The 17,254-nt window shown below is 62.6% G+C and carries 14 protein-coding genes, 1 tRNA gene and 1 pseudogene; 5 read left to right on the top strand and 11 right to left on the bottom strand.

The window, feature by feature from the left end:
- Positions 1–2: 2 nt before the first annotated feature.
- Positions 3–686, top strand: coding sequence for an OmpW family protein (locus D8767_RS26395; RefSeq protein WP_014589498.1), 684 nt, complete (start codon positions 3–5; stop codon positions 684–686).
- On the opposite strand, the pseudogene D8767_RS29410 reads toward D8767_RS26395, so the two are convergent.
- The 3 genes and pseudogenes from D8767_RS29410 to D8767_RS26410 form a co-directional block, all read right to left on the bottom strand.
- A pseudogene (locus D8767_RS29410) lies at positions 674–940 on the bottom strand (MFS transporter); the annotation flags it as partial. The gene D8767_RS26395 and the pseudogene D8767_RS29410 overlap by 13 nt on opposite strands.
- Positions 941–971: 31 nt before the next feature.
- Positions 972–1,904 carry an NAD-dependent epimerase/dehydratase family protein gene (locus D8767_RS26405; RefSeq protein ID WP_016715344.1) on the bottom strand — a complete coding sequence of 311 codons (933 nt, stop codon included), beginning with the start codon at positions 1,902–1,904 and terminating at the stop codon, positions 972–974.
- Positions 1,897–2,781: a sugar nucleotide-binding protein gene (locus tag D8767_RS26410; RefSeq protein ID WP_016715343.1), complete on the bottom strand. Its 885-nt coding sequence runs from the start codon at positions 2,779–2,781 to the stop codon at positions 1,897–1,899. Before D8767_RS26410 ends, D8767_RS26405 begins: the two co-directional genes overlap by 8 nt.
- Positions 2,782–3,114: 333 nt before the next feature.
- Between D8767_RS26410 and D8767_RS28880 the strand changes: the two genes are divergently transcribed.
- Complete coding sequence (locus D8767_RS28880) at positions 3,115–3,516, top strand: hypothetical protein (RefSeq protein ID WP_141745098.1); 402 nt, start codon at positions 3,115–3,117, stop codon at positions 3,514–3,516.
- 61 nt (positions 3,517–3,577) lie between these two features.
- Positions 3,578–4,363, top strand: a complete 786-nt coding sequence (locus D8767_RS26415; protein ID WP_016715340.1) for a TSUP family transporter — start codon at positions 3,578–3,580, stop codon at positions 4,361–4,363.
- A 97-nt stretch (positions 4,364–4,460) separates the two neighbouring features.
- On the opposite strand, the gene D8767_RS26420 is transcribed toward D8767_RS26415, so the two are convergent.
- Positions 4,461–5,270, bottom strand: a complete 810-nt coding sequence (locus D8767_RS26420; protein WP_016715339.1) for a helix-turn-helix transcriptional regulator — start codon at positions 5,268–5,270, stop codon at positions 4,461–4,463.
- A 178-nt stretch (positions 5,271–5,448) separates the two neighbouring features.
- Between D8767_RS26420 and D8767_RS26425 the strand changes: the two genes are divergently transcribed.
- Together D8767_RS26425 and D8767_RS26430 are read left to right on the top strand one after the other, a co-directional pair.
- Positions 5,449–6,891: a sodium:alanine symporter family protein gene (locus tag D8767_RS26425; protein WP_016715338.1), complete on the top strand. Its 1,443-nt coding sequence runs from the start codon at positions 5,449–5,451 to the stop codon at positions 6,889–6,891.
- A gap of 63 nt (positions 6,892–6,954) precedes the next feature.
- The gene (locus tag D8767_RS26430) at positions 6,955–7,953 is read left to right on the top strand and encodes an asparaginase (RefSeq protein ID WP_016715337.1); all 999 of its coding nucleotides are present in this window, start codon (positions 6,955–6,957) and stop codon (positions 7,951–7,953) included.
- Between the two features lie 15 nt (positions 7,954–7,968).
- Here the strand turns inward: D8767_RS26430 and D8767_RS26435 are convergent.
- The 7 genes from D8767_RS26435 to fdnG all read right to left on the bottom strand — a co-directional run bounded on the left by D8767_RS26435 (position 7,969) and on the right by fdnG (position 17,173).
- A tRNA-Sec gene (locus D8767_RS26435) sits at positions 7,969–8,064 on the bottom strand.
- Between the two features lie 6 nt (positions 8,065–8,070).
- On the bottom strand, positions 8,071–9,993 hold the full coding sequence (selB, locus tag D8767_RS26440; RefSeq protein ID WP_016715336.1) for a selenocysteine-specific translation elongation factor: 1,923 nt from the start codon (positions 9,991–9,993) through the stop codon (positions 8,071–8,073).
- Positions 9,990–11,417, bottom strand: coding sequence for an L-seryl-tRNA(Sec) selenium transferase (gene selA, locus D8767_RS26445; RefSeq protein WP_016715335.1), 1,428 nt, complete (start codon positions 11,415–11,417; stop codon positions 9,990–9,992). The genes selB and selA overlap by 4 nt, the downstream gene beginning before the upstream one ends.
- Positions 11,418–11,576: 159 nt before the next feature.
- On the bottom strand, positions 11,577–12,497 hold the full coding sequence (gene fdhE, locus D8767_RS26450) for a formate dehydrogenase accessory protein FdhE (protein WP_016715334.1): 921 nt from the start codon (positions 12,495–12,497) through the stop codon (positions 11,577–11,579).
- A 4-nt stretch (positions 12,498–12,501) separates the two neighbouring features.
- Positions 12,502–13,158 carry a formate dehydrogenase subunit gamma gene (locus D8767_RS26455; RefSeq protein WP_016715333.1) on the bottom strand — a complete coding sequence of 219 codons (657 nt, stop codon included), beginning with the start codon at positions 13,156–13,158 and terminating at the stop codon, positions 12,502–12,504.
- On the bottom strand, positions 13,155–14,105 hold the full coding sequence (gene fdxH / locus D8767_RS26460; protein ID WP_016715332.1) for a formate dehydrogenase subunit beta: 951 nt from the start codon (positions 14,103–14,105) through the stop codon (positions 13,155–13,157). The genes D8767_RS26455 and fdxH overlap by 4 nt, the downstream gene beginning before the upstream one ends.
- Positions 14,105–17,173, bottom strand: a complete 3,069-nt coding sequence (gene fdnG / locus D8767_RS26465) for a formate dehydrogenase-N subunit alpha (protein WP_141745097.1) — start codon at positions 17,171–17,173, stop codon at positions 14,105–14,107. Before fdnG ends, fdxH begins: the two co-directional genes overlap by 1 nt.
- Between the last annotated feature and the right edge of the window lie 81 nt (positions 17,174–17,254).

A 17,254-nucleotide genomic window follows, 5' to 3' on the forward strand; every position in this document is an offset into this window, starting at 1 on the left:
CCATGAACAAGTCCTTGCTCGGCGCCTCGCTTGTGGCCCTTGCGCTCGCCGCCCCTGCCGCCCACGCCTACCAGGCAGGGGACATGATTTTGCGCGCAGGCGCCATTACCACTGCCCCGAACGAGAGCAGCGGCGACCTGAAGTTCGACGGCAACAAGGTGTCGGGCACCAAGGCGACCCTGGACAGCGATACCCAGCTGGGCCTGACCTTTGCCTACATGCTCACCGACCACATCGGCCTGGAGCTGCTGGCAGCCACCCCGTTCAAGCACACCGTGGGCGTAAAAGGCCTGGGCGGCGGGCTGGACGGCAAGCTGGCAGACATCAAGCAACTGCCACCGACCCTGTCGCTGCAGTACTACCCAATGGAGCCGAACTCGCGCTTCCAGCCGTACGCCGGCGTGGGCATCAACTACACCCTGTTCTTTGACGAAGACTTGAGCAGCGCACGCAAGCAACAAGGCTTCAGCAACCTCAAGCTGCAAGACTCGGTCGGTATTGCCGGCCAGCTGGGCATGGACTACATGCTCACCGACAACCTGCTGGTCAACGCCTCGGTCTGGTATGTCGACATCGACACCAAGGCCAGCGTCAATGGCCCGACCGCACTGGGCTACAGCAAGACCAAGGTCGACGTAGACGTCGACCCGTGGGTGTACATGGTCGGCCTTGGCTACAAGTTCTGACCGGAACACGGCAGGGCGGCTTCGGCCGCCCTTTCTCGTTGCAGCCACAGCCAGTACCCCAGCGCAACCGCACTGATGGCCATGCCAAGCCCACACACCGCAGGCCACCCCCATCGGGCATACACGCCGCTCGCCAGCACCGCACCCAAGCCGCTACCGACCGAGTAGCAGCACATATAAGCACCAATCAATCGGCTAGCCATCGCGCCACGCCCTGCCAGCAACACGCTCTGGTTGGTGACATGCACTGCCTGATTCTGGGGCCGCTTAGCGGCCCCAGCGTTTTCAGCTTTTACCCAGAAGCCGCGCCAGGCCTTCGACCATCGGCGTCGCCTGCGGGAAATCGAACCGCGCCAGCAAGCGCTGGTTATCCGCCCGCGAATGGCGAATGTCACCCGAACGCGCCGCCACATAGCTAATCGCCGGCAAGCTCCCCACCACCTTCTCCAGCGCCGCCAGCAACTGGTTCAGCGAAGTGGCCTGGTTGAGGCCGATGTTCACCGCGCCCTCCTCCACCTGCGGCTGTTCCAGCGCCTGCACCATCACCTGCACCAGGTCACCCACGTAAAGAAAGTCGCGGGTCTGTTCGCCATCACCGAAGACGGTGATCGGCAAGCCCTGCACCGCGCGCTCGCAGAAGATGCTGATTACCCCGGAATACGGCGAAGACGGATCTTGGCGTGGCCCGAAGATATTGAAGAAGCGGAACACCACCGGCTCCAGGCCATGCTGACGACGGTAGAAGTCCAGGTATTGCTCACTGGCCAGTTTGTCCACGGCGTAGGGGGTCAGCGGCGCCTTGGGCGTGTCTTCGGCAATCGACTCGCCCTCGCCATTGTTGCCGTACACCGCTGCACTTGAAGCAAACAGCACCCGGCGCAGGCCATGCACGCGCATCGCTTCGCACACGTTAAGGGTGCCGATGAAATTGCTCTGGTGTGTGCGCACCGGGTCTTCGACCGAGGCCTGCACCGAGGCCACTGCCGCCAGGTGCACCACGGCACTGCAGCCGGCTGCGGCCTGGGTGACCAGCCCGGCATCGGCAACATCGCCTTCGATCAGTTCCAGCCGTGGGTGGTCGACCTGCAGGTTACTGCGCCGGCCAGTGGAAAAGTCATCGAGAATGCGTACGGCGTAGCCTTTGTCCAACAACGCATCGCACAGGTGGGAGCCAATGAAGCCGGCACCGCCGGTGATCAGGATGGGGGCGTCAGCCATGGCGGTAGAACCGGTCCAGTAGAGGCGGCAGGCCGGCGCGCCAGGCACGCGGCTTGATGCCGAAGGTATGAAGGATTTTCTTGCAGGCCAGTACCGCATGCTGCGGCTCTTCGCTGGCATCCGGCCGTGCGGCATGAGCCTGTGGCGTTGGCGCCTGAACCGCGAGCTGGCGGTACTGGCCCGCTTCGGCAAGGATCGCCTGGCCTAGCGCCAGCGGCGTGGTCGCCTCGTTGCCGGCGTAATGGTAGGTGCCCCACAGCGGCGCAGTGCAATCGAGCTGCTTGAGCACCGACAGGATCACCCGCGCAGCATCGTCGACCGGTGTCGGGTTACCACGCCGGTCATCGGCCAGCAGCAGCTCTTGCGGTTGCTCGGCACGGGTCAGGAAGCGGCCCAGCGACCCGTCGATGCTTTCGTCGAGCAACCAGCCAAAGCGCAGTAGCACATGCTGCGGGCAGGCCGCACGCACGCTCTGTTCGATGCGCCACAACGCCTGGCCACGCAGGCCCAACGGCACTGGCTCGTCCTTTTCGCTGTAGGCCGTGGCCCGCGAACCGTCGAACACGCGGTAGCTGGAAGGCTGTACCAGGGTGATCTGGTGGTGCTGGCACAGCTCTGCGAGCCGCTCTACTGCCCGCTCCTGTTGAGCCAGGCGCTGTTCGCTGACCGACTCGGCCTGGAACCAGTCGAAGTAATAGGCCAGGTTGACCACGGCGTCGGGGCGGTGATCGTCGAGCAACTGGGTGAGGCTGGCCGGCGTCCAGCCGTTTTCGGGCGGGCGCGGCGCCAGGAATGCGATGTCCTCCTCGGCCCCAAGACGAATCAGCGCTTGCCCGAGGGCATTGCCACCACCCAACAGCATTAGGCGCATACGCATAGAGTCAGCAGATCCGGAGAGGTTGATAAAGGAAAGGGGTCATTTTGCGGTTTCCGGGCGGGGAAGTCCAACCCTGAGGCTGACAGCAGCACCACGGACGATTCCTACCACGACCATAGAGTTTCCCTACAAGCCAGAGAGGGGCAGCCCTACATCATCAGTAAAAAATATGTGGCTAAATGCTCAGCGTTCTAACAAAAAGTTTCACCTTTCCCTACAGACAAGGAAAATAACAATGACAGGGGTAAACACCAAGGCAACACCTGAGGTTCTTCGCCTAACATTCAGCAAACTGCCGCTATTGGAGGCCCGGATGCCGCTGGGGCTGCTGCAATGTCAAGCTACCAAGCACAAGTTATAAAACGGTCACTAAATGTTGAGCAACTCGACCTATTAAAAATGTTTGCCTCCGGAAAAGCAGCAGCACTGGAGTTCGCTGCAATGCTGCCTCCGCTCTTCGATCCTGTGCCAGAGAGCCTGGCAAACATTGACACCATGAACGACGACCCCGTTATCATCAACATGGCCTCACGAAACCAAATTCTTTTAAGCCTTGTAGACTACCGCTCATTCGCATTCGATATTGACAATTGCGGAATGCAAGTACGCCTAGTCGGTAATTTCAAAGGGGGCGGTAAATGGCTGCTACGCAATGAATCCAAACATCATCAAGCCGAAATGAGTTCCCACGGACAACCGGAGGTTGCTGGTTCGGCTATTCGGCTACTCGCCTGATGCCCAACCTGTGATGCTGCAACAAGACCCCCTGATCGTACGCGGGTAAGGTAGGAGCAAAATGGAAATTGAAGTCTCAATACTCTTGGTGCTGGCGTCAGTCGCATTGCTCGCTGGCTTTTTCGATGCAATTGCAGGAGGCGGGGGTTTACTGACGTTACCGGCCTTTTTCATTGCAGGTATCGATCCATTGTCTGCTATGGCTACCAACAAATTTCAGGCTTCATCCGCCAGTGTTTCAGCGGTGTGGGCGTTCGCCCGTAAGCGAATGATCCAGTGGAAGGTAGGCCGGCCAATGGCCATTCTGTCATTCACAGGTGGTGTTGCAGGTGCCTTGTCGATCAGTATGCTCGACAAAGCCATCCTGGAATTAACCGTTCCAATCTTGCTAATTGCAGTTGCAAGCTATTTTGCATTCAGTCCCAAGCTTGATGCACGGGATCGTAAGCAGCGCATGTCGTCCTTAAGCTTTACGCTGGTGATTATCCCAATCATTGGTTTTTACGACGGCATTTTTGGTCCAGGCACCGGTTCATTCTTCATGGTGGCCTTTTCCTTGCTGCTGGGTCAGCAACTGATGCAGGCAATATGCAATAGCAAACTGCTTAACGCATCTTGCAACCTTGGTGCCCTGTCAGTCTTTGCCTTCAGTGGCGCAATTATATGGCCCTTAGCCTTAGTAATGGCATTTTGCGCCATTCTTGGCGCCCAACTCGGCGCACGGTGTGCGCTTTACTTTGGGCCACGGCTGATCAGACCATTGCTCATCACTGTCTGCTGCCTGATGTCCTTGAGGTTGTTGTTCAATGATGGGCACGCAGTTGGAGAATGGTTACGGCAATTTTGAGTGATGGTTGAATGTATTTTGAGCGGGGCCCGCGCTTTTACGACTGTGTGGCCCCGGCATAGCCGGACCAGCAATTGGTTCAATGCAAGCGCTACATCTATTCAATCTCAAACAAACTGTTGCGCAATGGCCCCACACTCAACCGTTCACGTACATCGTCATCTATACGTGGATCATCCGGCCGGTACAGTTTTACCTGCCGATAGGCATTGATGCGATTGATCTCTTCCCCCAGATACTCCCACACCACCCGGGTACAGGCCGGGTTGCGTCGGTCGCCGCTGGACACTCCAGCCTTCAGGCCATTCAGGCGGGTGATGCGGCTTTTGAAGCTGGGGATGAGGATGGTCTGGCTCATTTCGTTGTACGTGAGCGACTCGTAGTCGATCAGGAACAGCCGGTCCTGCAACTGGAACGCAGCCCCCAAGTAGCGGCAGCGTACCTCGGCGTGCTGGTCGGTGGTGCTGGAGCGTTCCTGGCGTTCCTGGCGCTCGAACAGGAAGCGGCCGCGCTCCTCCCACAGGTGCACCAGCGACACCAGGATGGTGCCCGGCACCGACATGCAGTTGGAATACTCGAAGTAGTAACCGCAATAACGCGACAGGTTGCCGGCGTGGTCGTGCAGCGGACGGAACAGTTCGCTGATCGGGTCGCTGGGCTGGTCGGCCAGCGTCGACACCCGTGCGCCGATGAGCCTGGCGAACTGCTCGGCCGGCAAATTCAGTTCGTAATCCTCGACGCCGAAGAAGTCACCGATGCGCTTAAGGTTGTAAGCCGTCGGACGGCTCTGCCCGCTCAGGTACTTGTTGAACTGTGCCCGGTTGATCGACAGCTGTCGGCAAACTTCGGAAATAGAGCGGTAGTGGCTGCAAGCCAGCTTGAGGTTGGTAGCGAAATGATCGCTCATGTGCGGGACCCAGGTGACGCGAATGACGCCATTGTAGCATCAAGTCGCGCCAACTGAGACCAACCCGCGAAATTGTAACCACTCTTGTCATGGCCAACCATGCGCCCCAACGAATAGCGGTGCGCCTGCCGTCCGCTGGTCTTTCCACACGAAGAATAAGAATCGAGGTCATTCTCCAATGCTCGAAGTACTCAACGATTTCCTCTCGGGGAAACTCCTCATCGTGCTGATCGTAGGGCTGGGTAGCTACTTCACCATCCGCTCCCGATTCGTTCAGTTCCGCCATTTCGGCCACATGTTCGCCGTGTTCAAGGAATCGCTGCGTGGCCAGGCAGGCCAGCTGAGCTCCTTCCAGGCCCTGATGCTGAGCCTCGCCGGCCGCGTTGGCGCCGGTAACATTGCCGGTGTCGGTATTGCCGTGACCCTGGGTGGCCCAGGTGCCGTGTTCTGGATGTGGGTCACCGCATTGGTGGGCATGTCCAGCAGCTTCTTCGAATGTACCCTGGCCCAGGTGTACAAGCGCGCCGATGGTGACGGCCTGTACCGTGGCGGCCCGGCCTACTACATCCAGCATGGCCTGAACCGCAAAGGCATGGCCATCGTGTTCTCGATCCTGCTGCTGGTCACCTACGGCTTCGCCTTCATCGGCCTGCAGTCGTACACCGTGACCCACTCGCTGCAGAACGCCTTCAACTTTGCCCCGAGCCAAACCGGTATTGTCCTGGCCGTGCTGCTGGCAATCACCTTCATCGGCGGCATCAAGCGCATCGCTGCGGTGTCGGACCTGCTGGTACCGGTCAAGACCCTGGCCTACATCGGCGTGACCCTGTACGTGATCGGCACCCAGATCGAACACGTGCCAGCCATGCTGGAAACCATCTTCAAGAGCGCCTTCGGCCTCGACCCAGCCTTCGGCGGCCTGCTCGGCAGCGCCATCGTCATGGGCGTGAAGCGTGGCGTGTTCGCCAACGAAGCGGGCCTTGGCAGTGCGCCAAACGTCGCTGCCGTGGCTGCGGTGAAACACCCGGGCGCCCAGGGCGTGGTCCAGGCCTTCAGCGTGTTCCTCGACACCTTCGTGATCTGCACCTGTACCGCGCTGCTGATCCTGCTGTCGGGCTTCTATACTCCGGGCTTCGAGGGTGACGGCATTGTCCTGACCCAGAACTCGCTGGCCGCCGTGGTCGGTGACTGGGGCCGTGTGTTCGTCAGCGTTGCACTGTCGCTGTTCGTGTTCACCTGCATCCTCTACAACTACTACCTGGGCGAGAACAGCCTGCAGTTCCTCACCCGTAACCGCGTGGTACTGATGGTATTCCGTGGTCTGGTGCTGGCACTGGTGGTCTGGGGCTCGATGCAAGACCTGTCGACCGTGTTCGCCTTCGCCGACATCACCATGACCTGCCTGGCCTTCGTCAACCTGGTGGCCCTGGCCCTGCTGTTCAAAGTCGGCCTGCGTGTGATGCGCGACTATGACGAGCAGCGCAAGGCGGGTATCCAGCAGCCGGTGTTCGATTCGACCAAGTTCGCCGACCTGGACCTGGACCGCAATGCCTGGCCTGCCAATCCGCAGGCGGAAACAGCCACTGACAAAACAGTCGCCCAAGCGCAGCCTCAGCGCTGATACGCTGCCCTGCCCAGCCGCCCCTTCTGCGGGCGGCTTTTCTTTCTCCGCTCACCGCTACGGATGTTCTCCATGCGTGCCGTAAAGAATCTTCTCGTTCTCTATACCGGTGGCACCATCGGTATGCTCGAAACCCCGGAAGGCCTGGCGCCAGCCGGCGGTTTTGAAGCACGGATGCGCGAGCACTTCGCGCACATGGCCGATGCGCCCCAGCTGCAATGGACCCTGCAGGAACTGAACCCGCTGCTCGACAGCGCCAACATGCAACAGCACAACTGGCTGGCGATGCGCGATGCCATTGTCGATGCGGTAGATGTGGCGGGCCATGACGGCGTGCTGGTGCTGCACGGCACCGACAGCATGGCGTACAGCGCTGCGGCATTGTCGTTCCTGCTGCTGGGGCTGCCGGTTCCGGTGCTGCTGACCGGCTCGATGCTGCCGGCGGGTGCCGCTGACAGCGATGCGTGGGCCAACCTGTGTGGTGCGCTGCGCCAGTTCGAACATGGCCTGGAAGATGGCGTGCAGCTCTACTTCCATGGCCAACTGCTGCATGGCTGCCGGGCCTCGAAGCTGCGCAGCGAGGCGTTCGATGCCTTTGCGGCGCTGCCGCGCCATCGTGATGGTGAGCATGCCGACATGATCCCTGCCGAGCTGGGCTACAAGCAGCCGCGCAAGCCGGTCAACCTGGCGGTCGTGCCAGTGTTCCCGGGGCTGCAGGCCGGGCACTTGCAGGGCTTGATCGACAGCGGTGTGCAGGGGTTGCTGCTGGAATGCTACGGCAGCGGTACTGGGCCATCGGATGACCAGGCATTGCTGAATGCTCTGAGCGCGGCGCGCCAGCGCGGTGTGATGCTGGCGGCTATCAGCCAGTGTCCTGAAGGTTCGGTGGTATTCGACACCTATGCGGCAGGTAACCGCTTGCGCGGGGCCGGATTGGTCAGTGGTGGCGGCATGACCCGTGAGGCAGCGCTGGGCAAGATGGTTGCGCTGTTGGGGGCGGGCTTGAATGTGGATGCAGCAGAGCAGTGGTTTGCTCTGGACCTGTGCGGCGAACGGGCCTGAACAGGCGAAAGAAAATGGCGGAAGGCAGCGGGAGTCGAACCTGCCCGGGAACGGCTGCCGTCCCCAACCGGGTTTGAAGCCCGGCCGCGCCACCGGGCGCGATTGCCTTCCTTGAACTCAGTGCCTGGTCTGCTGCTGGGCCAGGGCGCTGTCGGCGCGGATGTGACGCTGGTCGGCCACCCTCCGGGTCAGGCCGATGCGGTCGAAGTACTCGAGAATCTGCACACTGCGCTTGCGACCGATCCCCAACATATCGCGAAACGCGGCAACCTGCACTATCGGCGTCTCACTGGCCTGCCCCAGCAGCAACGCTGCCATGCGCTGTAAGGTCGACTCCGGGTAGAACAGGTCACGCACCACCTGGTGCACCAGGCCCAGCCGTGCAAGCTTGCGCAACAACAGGCGCACATCAGCTTCGGCGCAGTTCTCTTCACTTGCCAGCGTCCTGACCCAGGGCGGGTCGTATTGCCCCGCCAGCAACCTCGGCTCCAGGCGCGCCCACAACTCACTGTCGGCTTCGCTCAATTGCACCTTATGATCGGGCAAATGCAGCCAAGGCCCGCTGCTGGCGATGCTGCCGTCCTCAAGCAACTCATCCAGCAGGCTGACGAAGGCCGGTCGCTCCAGGGGCAGGGCTGCAAAACGGCGCAGGCGATCACGGTCCGGGCCGAGCTGGTCGGGCTCTTGTTCGTGGAACCGTGCCAACTGCTCCATCACCTGCTGCTTCAGCACGTGCCACTTGGCAGTGGCGAACAGCAGTTGGCCCTGCCGCGTGGCCACCACCAAAACTTCTTCCGGCAACTGCCAGGTTTCTCGCAGGCGATTGAACTGCCGCTCAAGCCGCTGGGGGTCGATACCGCCCGGTGCACTGGCAAGCAGCGCCGGCAGCGCCTGCTCCAGTTCTTCGGTATCGCGCAGCACCTGCAACTGGCGCAGGCGCTCATCGCTGCGGCGTTGGCGGCTTGGCGCGAACGGGTCCAGCACCTTGCCACCGCCCAAGGTGCGCTGGGCACGCTGGTCGCGCAGCACCAAACGGTCGCCATGCACCGCCTGCAGCGGAGCATTGAGCACCAACTGGGCAAACATGCGCTGGCCGGCCGCCAAGCTTTCGCCTTCAAGCAAGGCGACCCGGGCCGTCACATCCTGAGTCCCCAGGTGTACATGCACCGCGCTGAAATGTTCGAACGTACGTGTCTCTCCCGGTAACAGGCTCAGCTCGATATCCACCCGTACGCCAGGCGCATGCAGCCACTCAGGCACCAGCCAGTCACCCCGGTGTACCTGCTCCAATGCCAGTCGCTCGGCAGCGATGTTCAGCGCTACCCGCTGGCCCGCTTCTGCCACCAACGAGGCCTGGTTCTGTGCATGCAGGCCACGCACGCGTACCGCTTTGCCGGCCTTGCCCAGCAACAAGGTATCGCCGGCACTGACCCGCCCGGCCAGCGCCGTGCCGGTGACCACCACGCCAGCGCCGCTAACCGCGAAAGCGCGGTCCACGGCCAGACGAAAACCACCGCGCACAGCGCGTGCCCGTACATTGGCCTCAGCCTCCAGCAGGGCTTGACGCAGCGCGTCCACGCCTTCCCCGCTGATGCTCGACAATGGGAACTGCCGCGCACCGGCATACGGCCCTGGCGCCAGCAGTTCACTGACTTGCACCTGCACATCGGCCAGCCGGGCCGGCTCGACCCGGTCGCATTTGCTGATCGCCACCAGGGCCTGGGGAATGCCCAGCAGCTCGATGATCGCCAGGTGCTCGCGCGTCTGCGGCATGACCCCGTCGTCAGCAGCCACCACCAATAGCACCAGGTCGATGCCATGGGCACCGGCCAGCATGTTGTGGATAAAACGCTCGTGGCCAGGCACATCGATGAAGCCCGTCAGCGGCGCGCCTTCGCTCAGTGCCGCATAGCGGTAGCCAAGGTCGATGGTCATGCCGCGGGCGCGCTCTTCCTGCCGCTGGTCGCCGGCCTGGCCAGTCAGCGCCTGCAGCAGTGCGGTCTTGCCGTGGTCGATGTGCCCGGCGGTACCAACGATCACTGCACAGCCCCCAGTTGCAGGGCGGGCAACTGGGCCAGCCACTGGGCTTCGTCATCCAGTTGGCGCAGGTCCAGCCACAGGGCATCGTCATCGATGCGGCCCAGCACCGGCACAGGCAGATCACGCAGGGCCCGCTCCAGTACATGCAAGCTGCGCCCGCGCAGCTTCTTCGACACTTGCGGGCGCAGGCACAGCGCGGCACTGGGCAGGCGCGCCACCGGCTGGCTGCCACTGCCAATCATGCCCAGGGCAGGTTCGACGCTGACGGCCCATTGCTCGCCGAGGCGCGCCTTGAGTTCAGGCGACAGGCGCTCGGCCTGAGCCTGGATCTCGGCCTGGCTGCGGGTCAGCAGGCGCAGGCTGGGCAGGCGTTCGGCCAGGCGGTCGGGGTTGCGGTACAGTGCCAGCACCGCCTCAAGGGCTGCGAGGGTGATCTTGTCGACGCGCAAGGCTCGCTTGAGCGGGTTTTTCTTGATCCTGGCGATCAGGTCCTTGCGGCCAACGATGATCCCTGCCTGAGGCCCGCCCAGCAGTTTGTCGCCGCTGAAGGTGACGATATCGGCGCCATCAGCCAGGGCCTGGCGCACCGTAGGTTCGGCGGGCAGGCCCCAGCGGGTAAGGTCGAGCAGGCTGCCGCTGCCGAGGTCTTCGAGTAGCGGCAGTTCATGTTGATGGGCGATCCGCGCCAGCTCGGCAGTGGGCACCTGTGTGGTGAAGCCCTGAATGCTGTAGTTGCTGCAATGCACGCGCATCAGCAGGCCCGTGCGCGGGCCGATGGCGGCCTCATAGTCGCGGGCGTGGGTGCGGTTGGTGGTACCGATTTCGTGCAGCTTCACGCCGGCCCGGGCCATGATGTCGGGAATGCGGAAGGCACCGCCGATCTCGATCAGCTCACCACGGGAGATGATGCCCTCCTTGCGTGCGCCCAGGCTATTGAGCGCCAGCAGCACGGCAGCGGCGTTGTTGTTGACTACGGTGACGGCTTCGGCGCCGGTCAGTTCGCGGATCAGGCCTTCGATCAGGTCATCGCGGTCGCCACGTTTGCCGGTGGCCAGGTCGAACTCCAGGTTGAGCGGATAGCGGGCGGCAGTCTGCATGGCCTCGATGGCTTCTTCGGGCAGCAGGGCGCGGCCGAGGTTGGTGTGCAGCACGGTGCCAGTGAGGTTGAACACACGGCGGACCTGGCTGCGCTGTTGCGCGGCAAGGCGTTCACCGGTACGGCCCAGCAGCACTTCGGCGGCCAGTTCGGCGGCGCTGAGCTCACCGTTGCGGGCAGGGTCACGCAGGTCGTCGAGCAGTTGGCGCAAGGTAGCCAACACTGCATCGCGGCCGTGACGGTCGATCAGCGGGAGGCAGGCCGGGTGGCGCAGAAGGGTGTCGATGGATGGGAGGCGTGGGGTGTCGCTGGCTAGGCTTGAAGACATGCGGTACTACCTTGGGTTATCCGGTGTCTGTACTGGCCTCTTCGCGGGCACGCCCTCTCCCACAGTGTCCGCGCTGTATTTGAGGCTTGCGCAGTCCATGTGGGAGCGGGCGTGCCCGCGAAGAAGGCAACTCGGTCTTTCAGTGTAGACACTCACCCACTAACCGGGCGCAAGCATCAGGTTGGGCGCCAGGCGATGAAATCCCTCTTCGTCCAGGCGCATGTCCAGCGCCAGGCTGGCCAGGTCGTCGGCCAAAGGCTCGGCCGCCGCATCGTTCTCCAGATAGTTCTGCTTCAGGTAGCTTTCGCACCCCGGGCAGCACTCGGCACGCAATGGCGCCTTGCCCGGCGCATGGCGATCATCCTCAAGGCTGGTATAGCGCAAGTCCTTGCTCGACTCGCAATACACGCACTTCACCCGCACCACATGCCATTCACAGGCACACAACGAGCAGGCCAGGTAACGCAGGCCATTGTGCTTGCCACGGTTGCGCACCACCCCGGCCATTGCCGGCGAACCGCAAGCCGGGCACTGGGCCAAGCTGCCAGCAGGTTTCAGCTCCGGCGTTGGCAACGCCAGCAGCCAGCTGGACCAGGCCGCCTGCAACGCAGCCCCGAGGAACGGCACCACTGCCGCTGGCACCGCGTCATACTGCCCTGCCAGCAAAGCGATGCCCCAGCCTTTGCGCTGGTTTTCATCACTGCCACGCAGCACCTGCAAGGCCTCACCCAGCGGGCCACTGTTTTCACAGTTGAAGTGCTCAAGGAGGGCCTGTAACCAAACCAGCCAAGGCCCTTCGCGCACCTGGCTGTCCGCCGCCAGCGGCGGTAAACCATGACTTATGCACAGGCGCTGACGTTCCTCGGCCACCGGCACGCCAGCGGGCGGGTTATCCACAAGCTGCTGCTGGACACGGCACAACCGCGCCACCAGCCTCAGGTAGTCGCCAAGTGCGTTGCCCTCGGCCAGCTGATCCAGACGTGCAGCGCGCACGTCAAACAGGTTGGCGGGCGGCAGGTGCAGAAACGGCGGCATCACCGCCGACGCTTCGATCTGCCCGGGTTCGAGTATCGTGCTCAAGCATTCATCCTTCTTTTCGTCCGTGATTGCCCGGCGTCTTGTCGCCGGTCACTTCGCGGTACCACAACTCATGGTGCTTGCGTGCCCAGGCGCGGCTGACCCAGCCATGCAGCATGGCGCCGATCGAGCCCTTGATCCAGATGCCGGCATAGATGTGCACGATGATGCTGAGGATCAGCACGAACGCCGCCAGCGCGTGCAGCAGCGCAGACAAGCGAATGGTATCGATGCCGAACCAGTGGCTGAAGTACGCTCGCCAGATCACCACCCCACTCACCAGCAGCACCAGCATGCACGCCAGCAAGGTCCAGAACAGCAGCTTCTGTCCGGCGTTGTACTTGCCGATGGGCGGCACACCATCCTCTCGATTGACCATCACCCGATCGATGCGACGTAGCCACAGGCGGTCGTTGGCGGTGATGAAGTTGGCGCGCCAGAAACGGAACACCAGGCCGAGGAAGAACACGAACATCGCCACCCCGATGAAGGGGTGCAGGATGCGTGTCCACGGCCCGCCGCCAAACAGGTGGCTGAGCCAGAACAGCGCCGGATGAAACAGCGCCAGCCCCGACAGCCCCGCCAGGATGAACAGGATTGCCACAATCCAGTGGTTTGTCCGCTCATTGGCGTTGTAGCGCAGGATGGGTTTGTTGTCGTTCATGGCCGCTGCTCCCCTTGCCCACCGGGCTTGGTCGGGTCGTAGACATGGACCGCAGGATCCACCTGATGCACGTTGTCATCCGCCGGCGTGGGGTGCTCCTCCTCTTCGACCCGCTGGGGGCCAACCCGCACATAATGGAAGAACCCGGCCAATACCGCCGCGCCCATGGCCAGCAGCGCCAGCGGCTTGGTGAAGCCCTTCCACAACCCCACCAAAGGGCTGATCACCGGCTGGTCCGGCAGGCCGGCGTAGAGCTTCGGCGTGTCGGCATGGTGCAGCACATACATCACATGGGTGCCGCCGACGCCATCCGGGTCGTACAACCCGGCCTTGTCGTAGCCCCGCGACTTCAGGTCGACAATGCGCTCGGCGGCATGCACTTTCATCTCGTCCTTGCTGCCGAACACGATCGCCCCGGTCGGGCAGGTTTTCACGCAGGCGGGCTCAAGGCCCACGGTCACGCGGTCGGAACACAGGGTGCACTTGTACGCCTTGTGGTCCTTCTGCGAGATACGCGGGATGTTGAACGGGCAGCCGGTGATGCAGTACCCGCAGCCGATGCAGTGGTCCTGGTTGAAGTCGACGATACCGTTGGCGTGCTTGATGATCGCCCCCGGGCTCGGGCAGGCCTTCAGGCAACCCGGGTCGGCACAGTGCATGCAGCCATCCTTGCGGATCAGCCACTCCAGGTTGCCGTCGTCGCGCTCGTGCTCGGTGAAGCGCATCAGGGTCCAGGTTTCGGCGGTGAGGTCCTGGGGGTTGTCGTAGGTGCCGTGGTTGTGGCCGACCTCGTCACGCAGTTCGTTCCATTCCGAGCACGCCACCTGGCAGGCCTTGCAGCCGATGCACTTGGTGGTGTCGATCAGCTTGGCGACTTCCTGCTGCTGGCGTACCGAAGGCGGTACGGTGGTGGTGGCCGAGCGGGCGATGATGTCTTGGCTGGCCATCAGAGTTTCTCCACTTTGACGAGGAACGACTTGGACTCTGGCGTCTGGGTGTTGCCGTCACCGAGGAATGGCACCAGGGTGTTGGTCAGGTAGCCATGCCGGGTAGCGCCGGTGAAACCCCAGTGCAACGGAATGCCGATCTGGTGCACGGTCTGGTTGTTGACCTGGAGTGGGCGAATCCGCTTGGTCACCACCGCCACCGCATCGATATGCCCGCGCTTGCTCGACACCCGCACCCGGTCGCCGGCCTTGATGCCTTTCTCGTTGGCCAGCACCTCGCCGATTTCGACGAACTGCTCGGGCTGGGCGATGGCGTTGAGCCGGCAATGCTTGCTCCAGAAGTGGAAGTGCTCGGTCAGCCGATAGGTGGTCGCCGCGTAGGGGAACTCGTCATGCGTGCCGAGCGTGTCCCACACCGAGTCGAAGATGCGGCCAGCCGGGTTGCTGACCACCTTCTTGTTCTGCGGGTGCAGCGGGTTGATACCGATCGGCGTTTCGAACGGCTCGTAGTGCTCGGGGAACGGCCCCTCTGCCATCTTGTCGATGGCAAAAAAGCGGGCCACGCCTTCGGGGTTCATGATGAACGGGTTCATCCCGGCCTCGGGAGGCGAGTCGGCCTTGAAGTCCGGCACATCGGTACCGGTCCAGGCCTTGCCGTTCCACCATACCAAGCGCTTCTTCTCTGGGTCCCACGGCTTGCCTTGCGGGTCGCTGGAGGCACGGTTGTAGAGGATGCGACGGTTGGCCGGCCAGGCCCAGGCCCAGTTCTGCACCTGGTGCATGCCAAACGGGTCGCTGTTGTCACGGCGGGCCATCTGGTTGCCCTGCTCGGTCCAGCTGCCAGCGAAGATCCAGCAACCAGCCGCCGTGCTGCCATCGTCCTTGAGCTGGGCAAAGCCCGACAGCTGCTGACCAGCCTTCAGTGTGGTACCGGTGGCGTCGGTAAGGTCGGTGACCGCCCAACCGTTCATCTCTTTGGCCAGTTCCTCCGGGGATGGCTCATCAGGGACCTTGTACGGCCAGCTGATGTTCATTATCGCATCAGGGTAGGCGCCCCCCTCGGCCTGGTAGCGTTGGCGCAGGCGCAGGAACAGTTCGCTCATGATCTGCACATCGGTACGGGTCTCACCCGGGCCATCGGCACCCTTCCAATGCCATTGCAGCCAACGGCTGCTATTGACCAGCGAGCCGTCCTCCTCGGCGAAGCAGGTGGTGGGCAGGCGGATCACTTCGGTCTGGATATTGGCGGTGTCGACGTCGTTGAACGGCCCGGCGTTACGCCAGAACTCCGAGGTCTCGGTGGCCAGTGGGTCCATGATGACCAGCCACTTGAGCTTGCCCAGCGCTGCGGTGACGCGGTTCTTGTCCGGTAGCGCGGCAATCGGGTTGAAGCCCTGGCATATGTAGCCGTTGACCTTGCCCTGGCCCATCATCTCGAACATGCGCAGCACGTCGTAGGCCGGGACATCGAGCTTGGGCAGCCAGTCATAGCCCCAGTTGTTTTCCGCCGTGGCGTTGGCGCCGTACCAGGCCTTCATCAGGCTGACGTGGAACTTGCCGTAGTTCTGCCAGTACGACAGCTGCCCTGGGCGCAAGGGTTTGGAGGCGCGCTTGTCGATGTAGGCCGCGTAGTCCTGCTCGGCATCACCGGCCAGGGTCAGGTAGCCCGGCAACGAGTTGGACAGCAGGCCGAGGTCGGTCAGACCCTGGATATTGGAGTGCCCGCGCAACGCGTTGACCCCACCACCGGGCATGCCGACGTTGCCCAGCAGCAGCTGGACCATGGCCGCACTGCGGATGATCTGCGCACCGATCGAGTGCTGCGTCCAGCCGAGCGCGTAGAGAATCGTCATGGTCTTGCCCGGTGCCGAGCAGGTGGCGATCTCTTCCCAGACTTTCATCATGGCGTCCTGCGGCATGCCACAGGTCATGCTCGCCAGTTCCGGGGTGTAGCGGCTGTAATGCTGTTTCATCAGCTGGAACACGCAGCGCGGGTGCTGCAGGGTCGGATCGACCTTCGCATAACCGTCCTCACCCAGCTCGTAACCCCAGCCGGATTTGTCGGCATACACACGCTTGGCCTCGTCGTAGCCGCTGAACAGCCCGTCCTCGAAGCCATAGGTCTCTTTGACGATGAACGACACATCGGTGTAGTTACGCACGTACTCGTGCTGGATCTTGTCGTTGCTCAGCAGGTAGTTGATCAGCCCGCCCATGAAAGCGATATCGGTACCGGTACGGATCGGCGCGTAGTAGTCCGCCACCGAAGCGGTACGGGTAAAACGCGGATCGACCACGATCAGCCGCGCCTTGTTGTGCGCCTTGGCCTCGGTCACCCATTTGAAGCCGCACGGATGCGCTTCTGCTGCGTTGCCACCCATCACCAGGACCAGATTCGCGTTGGCGATATCGGACCAGTGGTTGGTCATGGCGCCACGGCCGTACGTCGGGGCAAGACTTGCCACCGTCGGGCCATGTCAGACACGTGCCTGGTTATCGAACCCCAGCATGCCTGTTGCGCGGACGACCTTGTGGGTCAGGTAGCCTGCCTCGCTGGAGGCGGCGGAGGCAGCCAGAAAACCGGTGGTGAGCCAGCGGTTTACGGTTTGCCCCTGGGCGTTCTTCTCGATGAAATTGGCGTCTCGGTCCTGTTTCATCAGGTCGGCGACGCGGTCGAGCGCCTCGTCCCAGCTGACCCGCGTCCATTCTTTGCTACCCGGCTTGCGTACCTCGGGGTACTGCAAGCGGCTCGGGCTGTGGATAAAGTCCAGCAGGCCGGCGCCTTTAGGGCAGAGGGTGCCACGGTTGACCGGATGGTCGGCGTCACCTTCGATGTGGATGATGTTCTGTTTGACGTTTTTACCCGCGTCGCCCTGGCTGTACAGGATCAGGCCACAGCCGACCGAGCAGTAAGGGCAGGTGTTGCGGGTTTCTTTGGTATGCGCCAGCTTGAAGTGACGCACCTGCTCGGCGAAGGCCGGCGTCGGGGCCATGCCCAACGCCGCCAGGCTCGAGCCTCCAAGGCCGACGGCGGCGACCTTGAAGAATTGCCGACGGTTCAGGTCCATCGTGCACTCCTGATCAGGTGGTGGACGCGCGGAACATGGCCGGCGCCTCTTGGTAGTCACGGTGGCGGCCAATGGATGGCC

It is taken from the genome of Pseudomonas sp. LTGT-11-2Z (genome assembly GCF_003691445.1).
GTDB classification, from domain to species: domain Bacteria; phylum Pseudomonadota; class Gammaproteobacteria; order Pseudomonadales; family Pseudomonadaceae; genus Aquipseudomonas; species Aquipseudomonas monteilii.

Bases quoted from the DNA above. Each gene is read 5' to 3' on its own strand.
- D8767_RS26395 (WP_014589498.1), top strand. From the start codon at position 3: ATGAACAAGTCCTTGCTCGGCGCCTCGCTTGTGGCCCTTGCGCTCGCC.
- D8767_RS26405 (WP_016715344.1), bottom strand. From the start codon at position 1,904: ATGGCTGACGCCCCCATCCTGATCACCGGCGGTGCCGGCTTCATTGGC.
- D8767_RS26410 (WP_016715343.1), bottom strand. From the start codon at position 2,781: ATGCGTATGCGCCTAATGCTGTTGGGTGGTGGCAATGCCCTCGGGCAA.
- D8767_RS28880 (WP_141745098.1), top strand. From the start codon at position 3,115: ATGTCAAGCTACCAAGCACAAGTTATAAAACGGTCACTAAATGTTGAG.
- D8767_RS26415 (WP_016715340.1), top strand. From the start codon at position 3,578: ATGGAAATTGAAGTCTCAATACTCTTGGTGCTGGCGTCAGTCGCATTG.
- D8767_RS26420 (WP_016715339.1), bottom strand. From the start codon at position 5,270: ATGAGCGATCATTTCGCTACCAACCTCAAGCTGGCTTGCAGCCACTAC.
- D8767_RS26425 (WP_016715338.1), top strand. From the start codon at position 5,449: ATGCTCGAAGTACTCAACGATTTCCTCTCGGGGAAACTCCTCATCGTG.
- D8767_RS26430 (WP_016715337.1), top strand. From the start codon at position 6,955: ATGTTCTCCATGCGTGCCGTAAAGAATCTTCTCGTTCTCTATACCGGT.
- selA (WP_016715335.1), bottom strand. From the start codon at position 11,417: ATGTCTTCAAGCCTAGCCAGCGACACCCCACGCCTCCCATCCATCGAC.
- D8767_RS26455 (WP_016715333.1), bottom strand. From the start codon at position 13,158: ATGAACGACAACAAACCCATCCTGCGCTACAACGCCAATGAGCGGACA.
- fdxH (WP_016715332.1), bottom strand. From the start codon at position 14,105: ATGGCCAGCCAAGACATCATCGCCCGCTCGGCCACCACCACCGTACCG.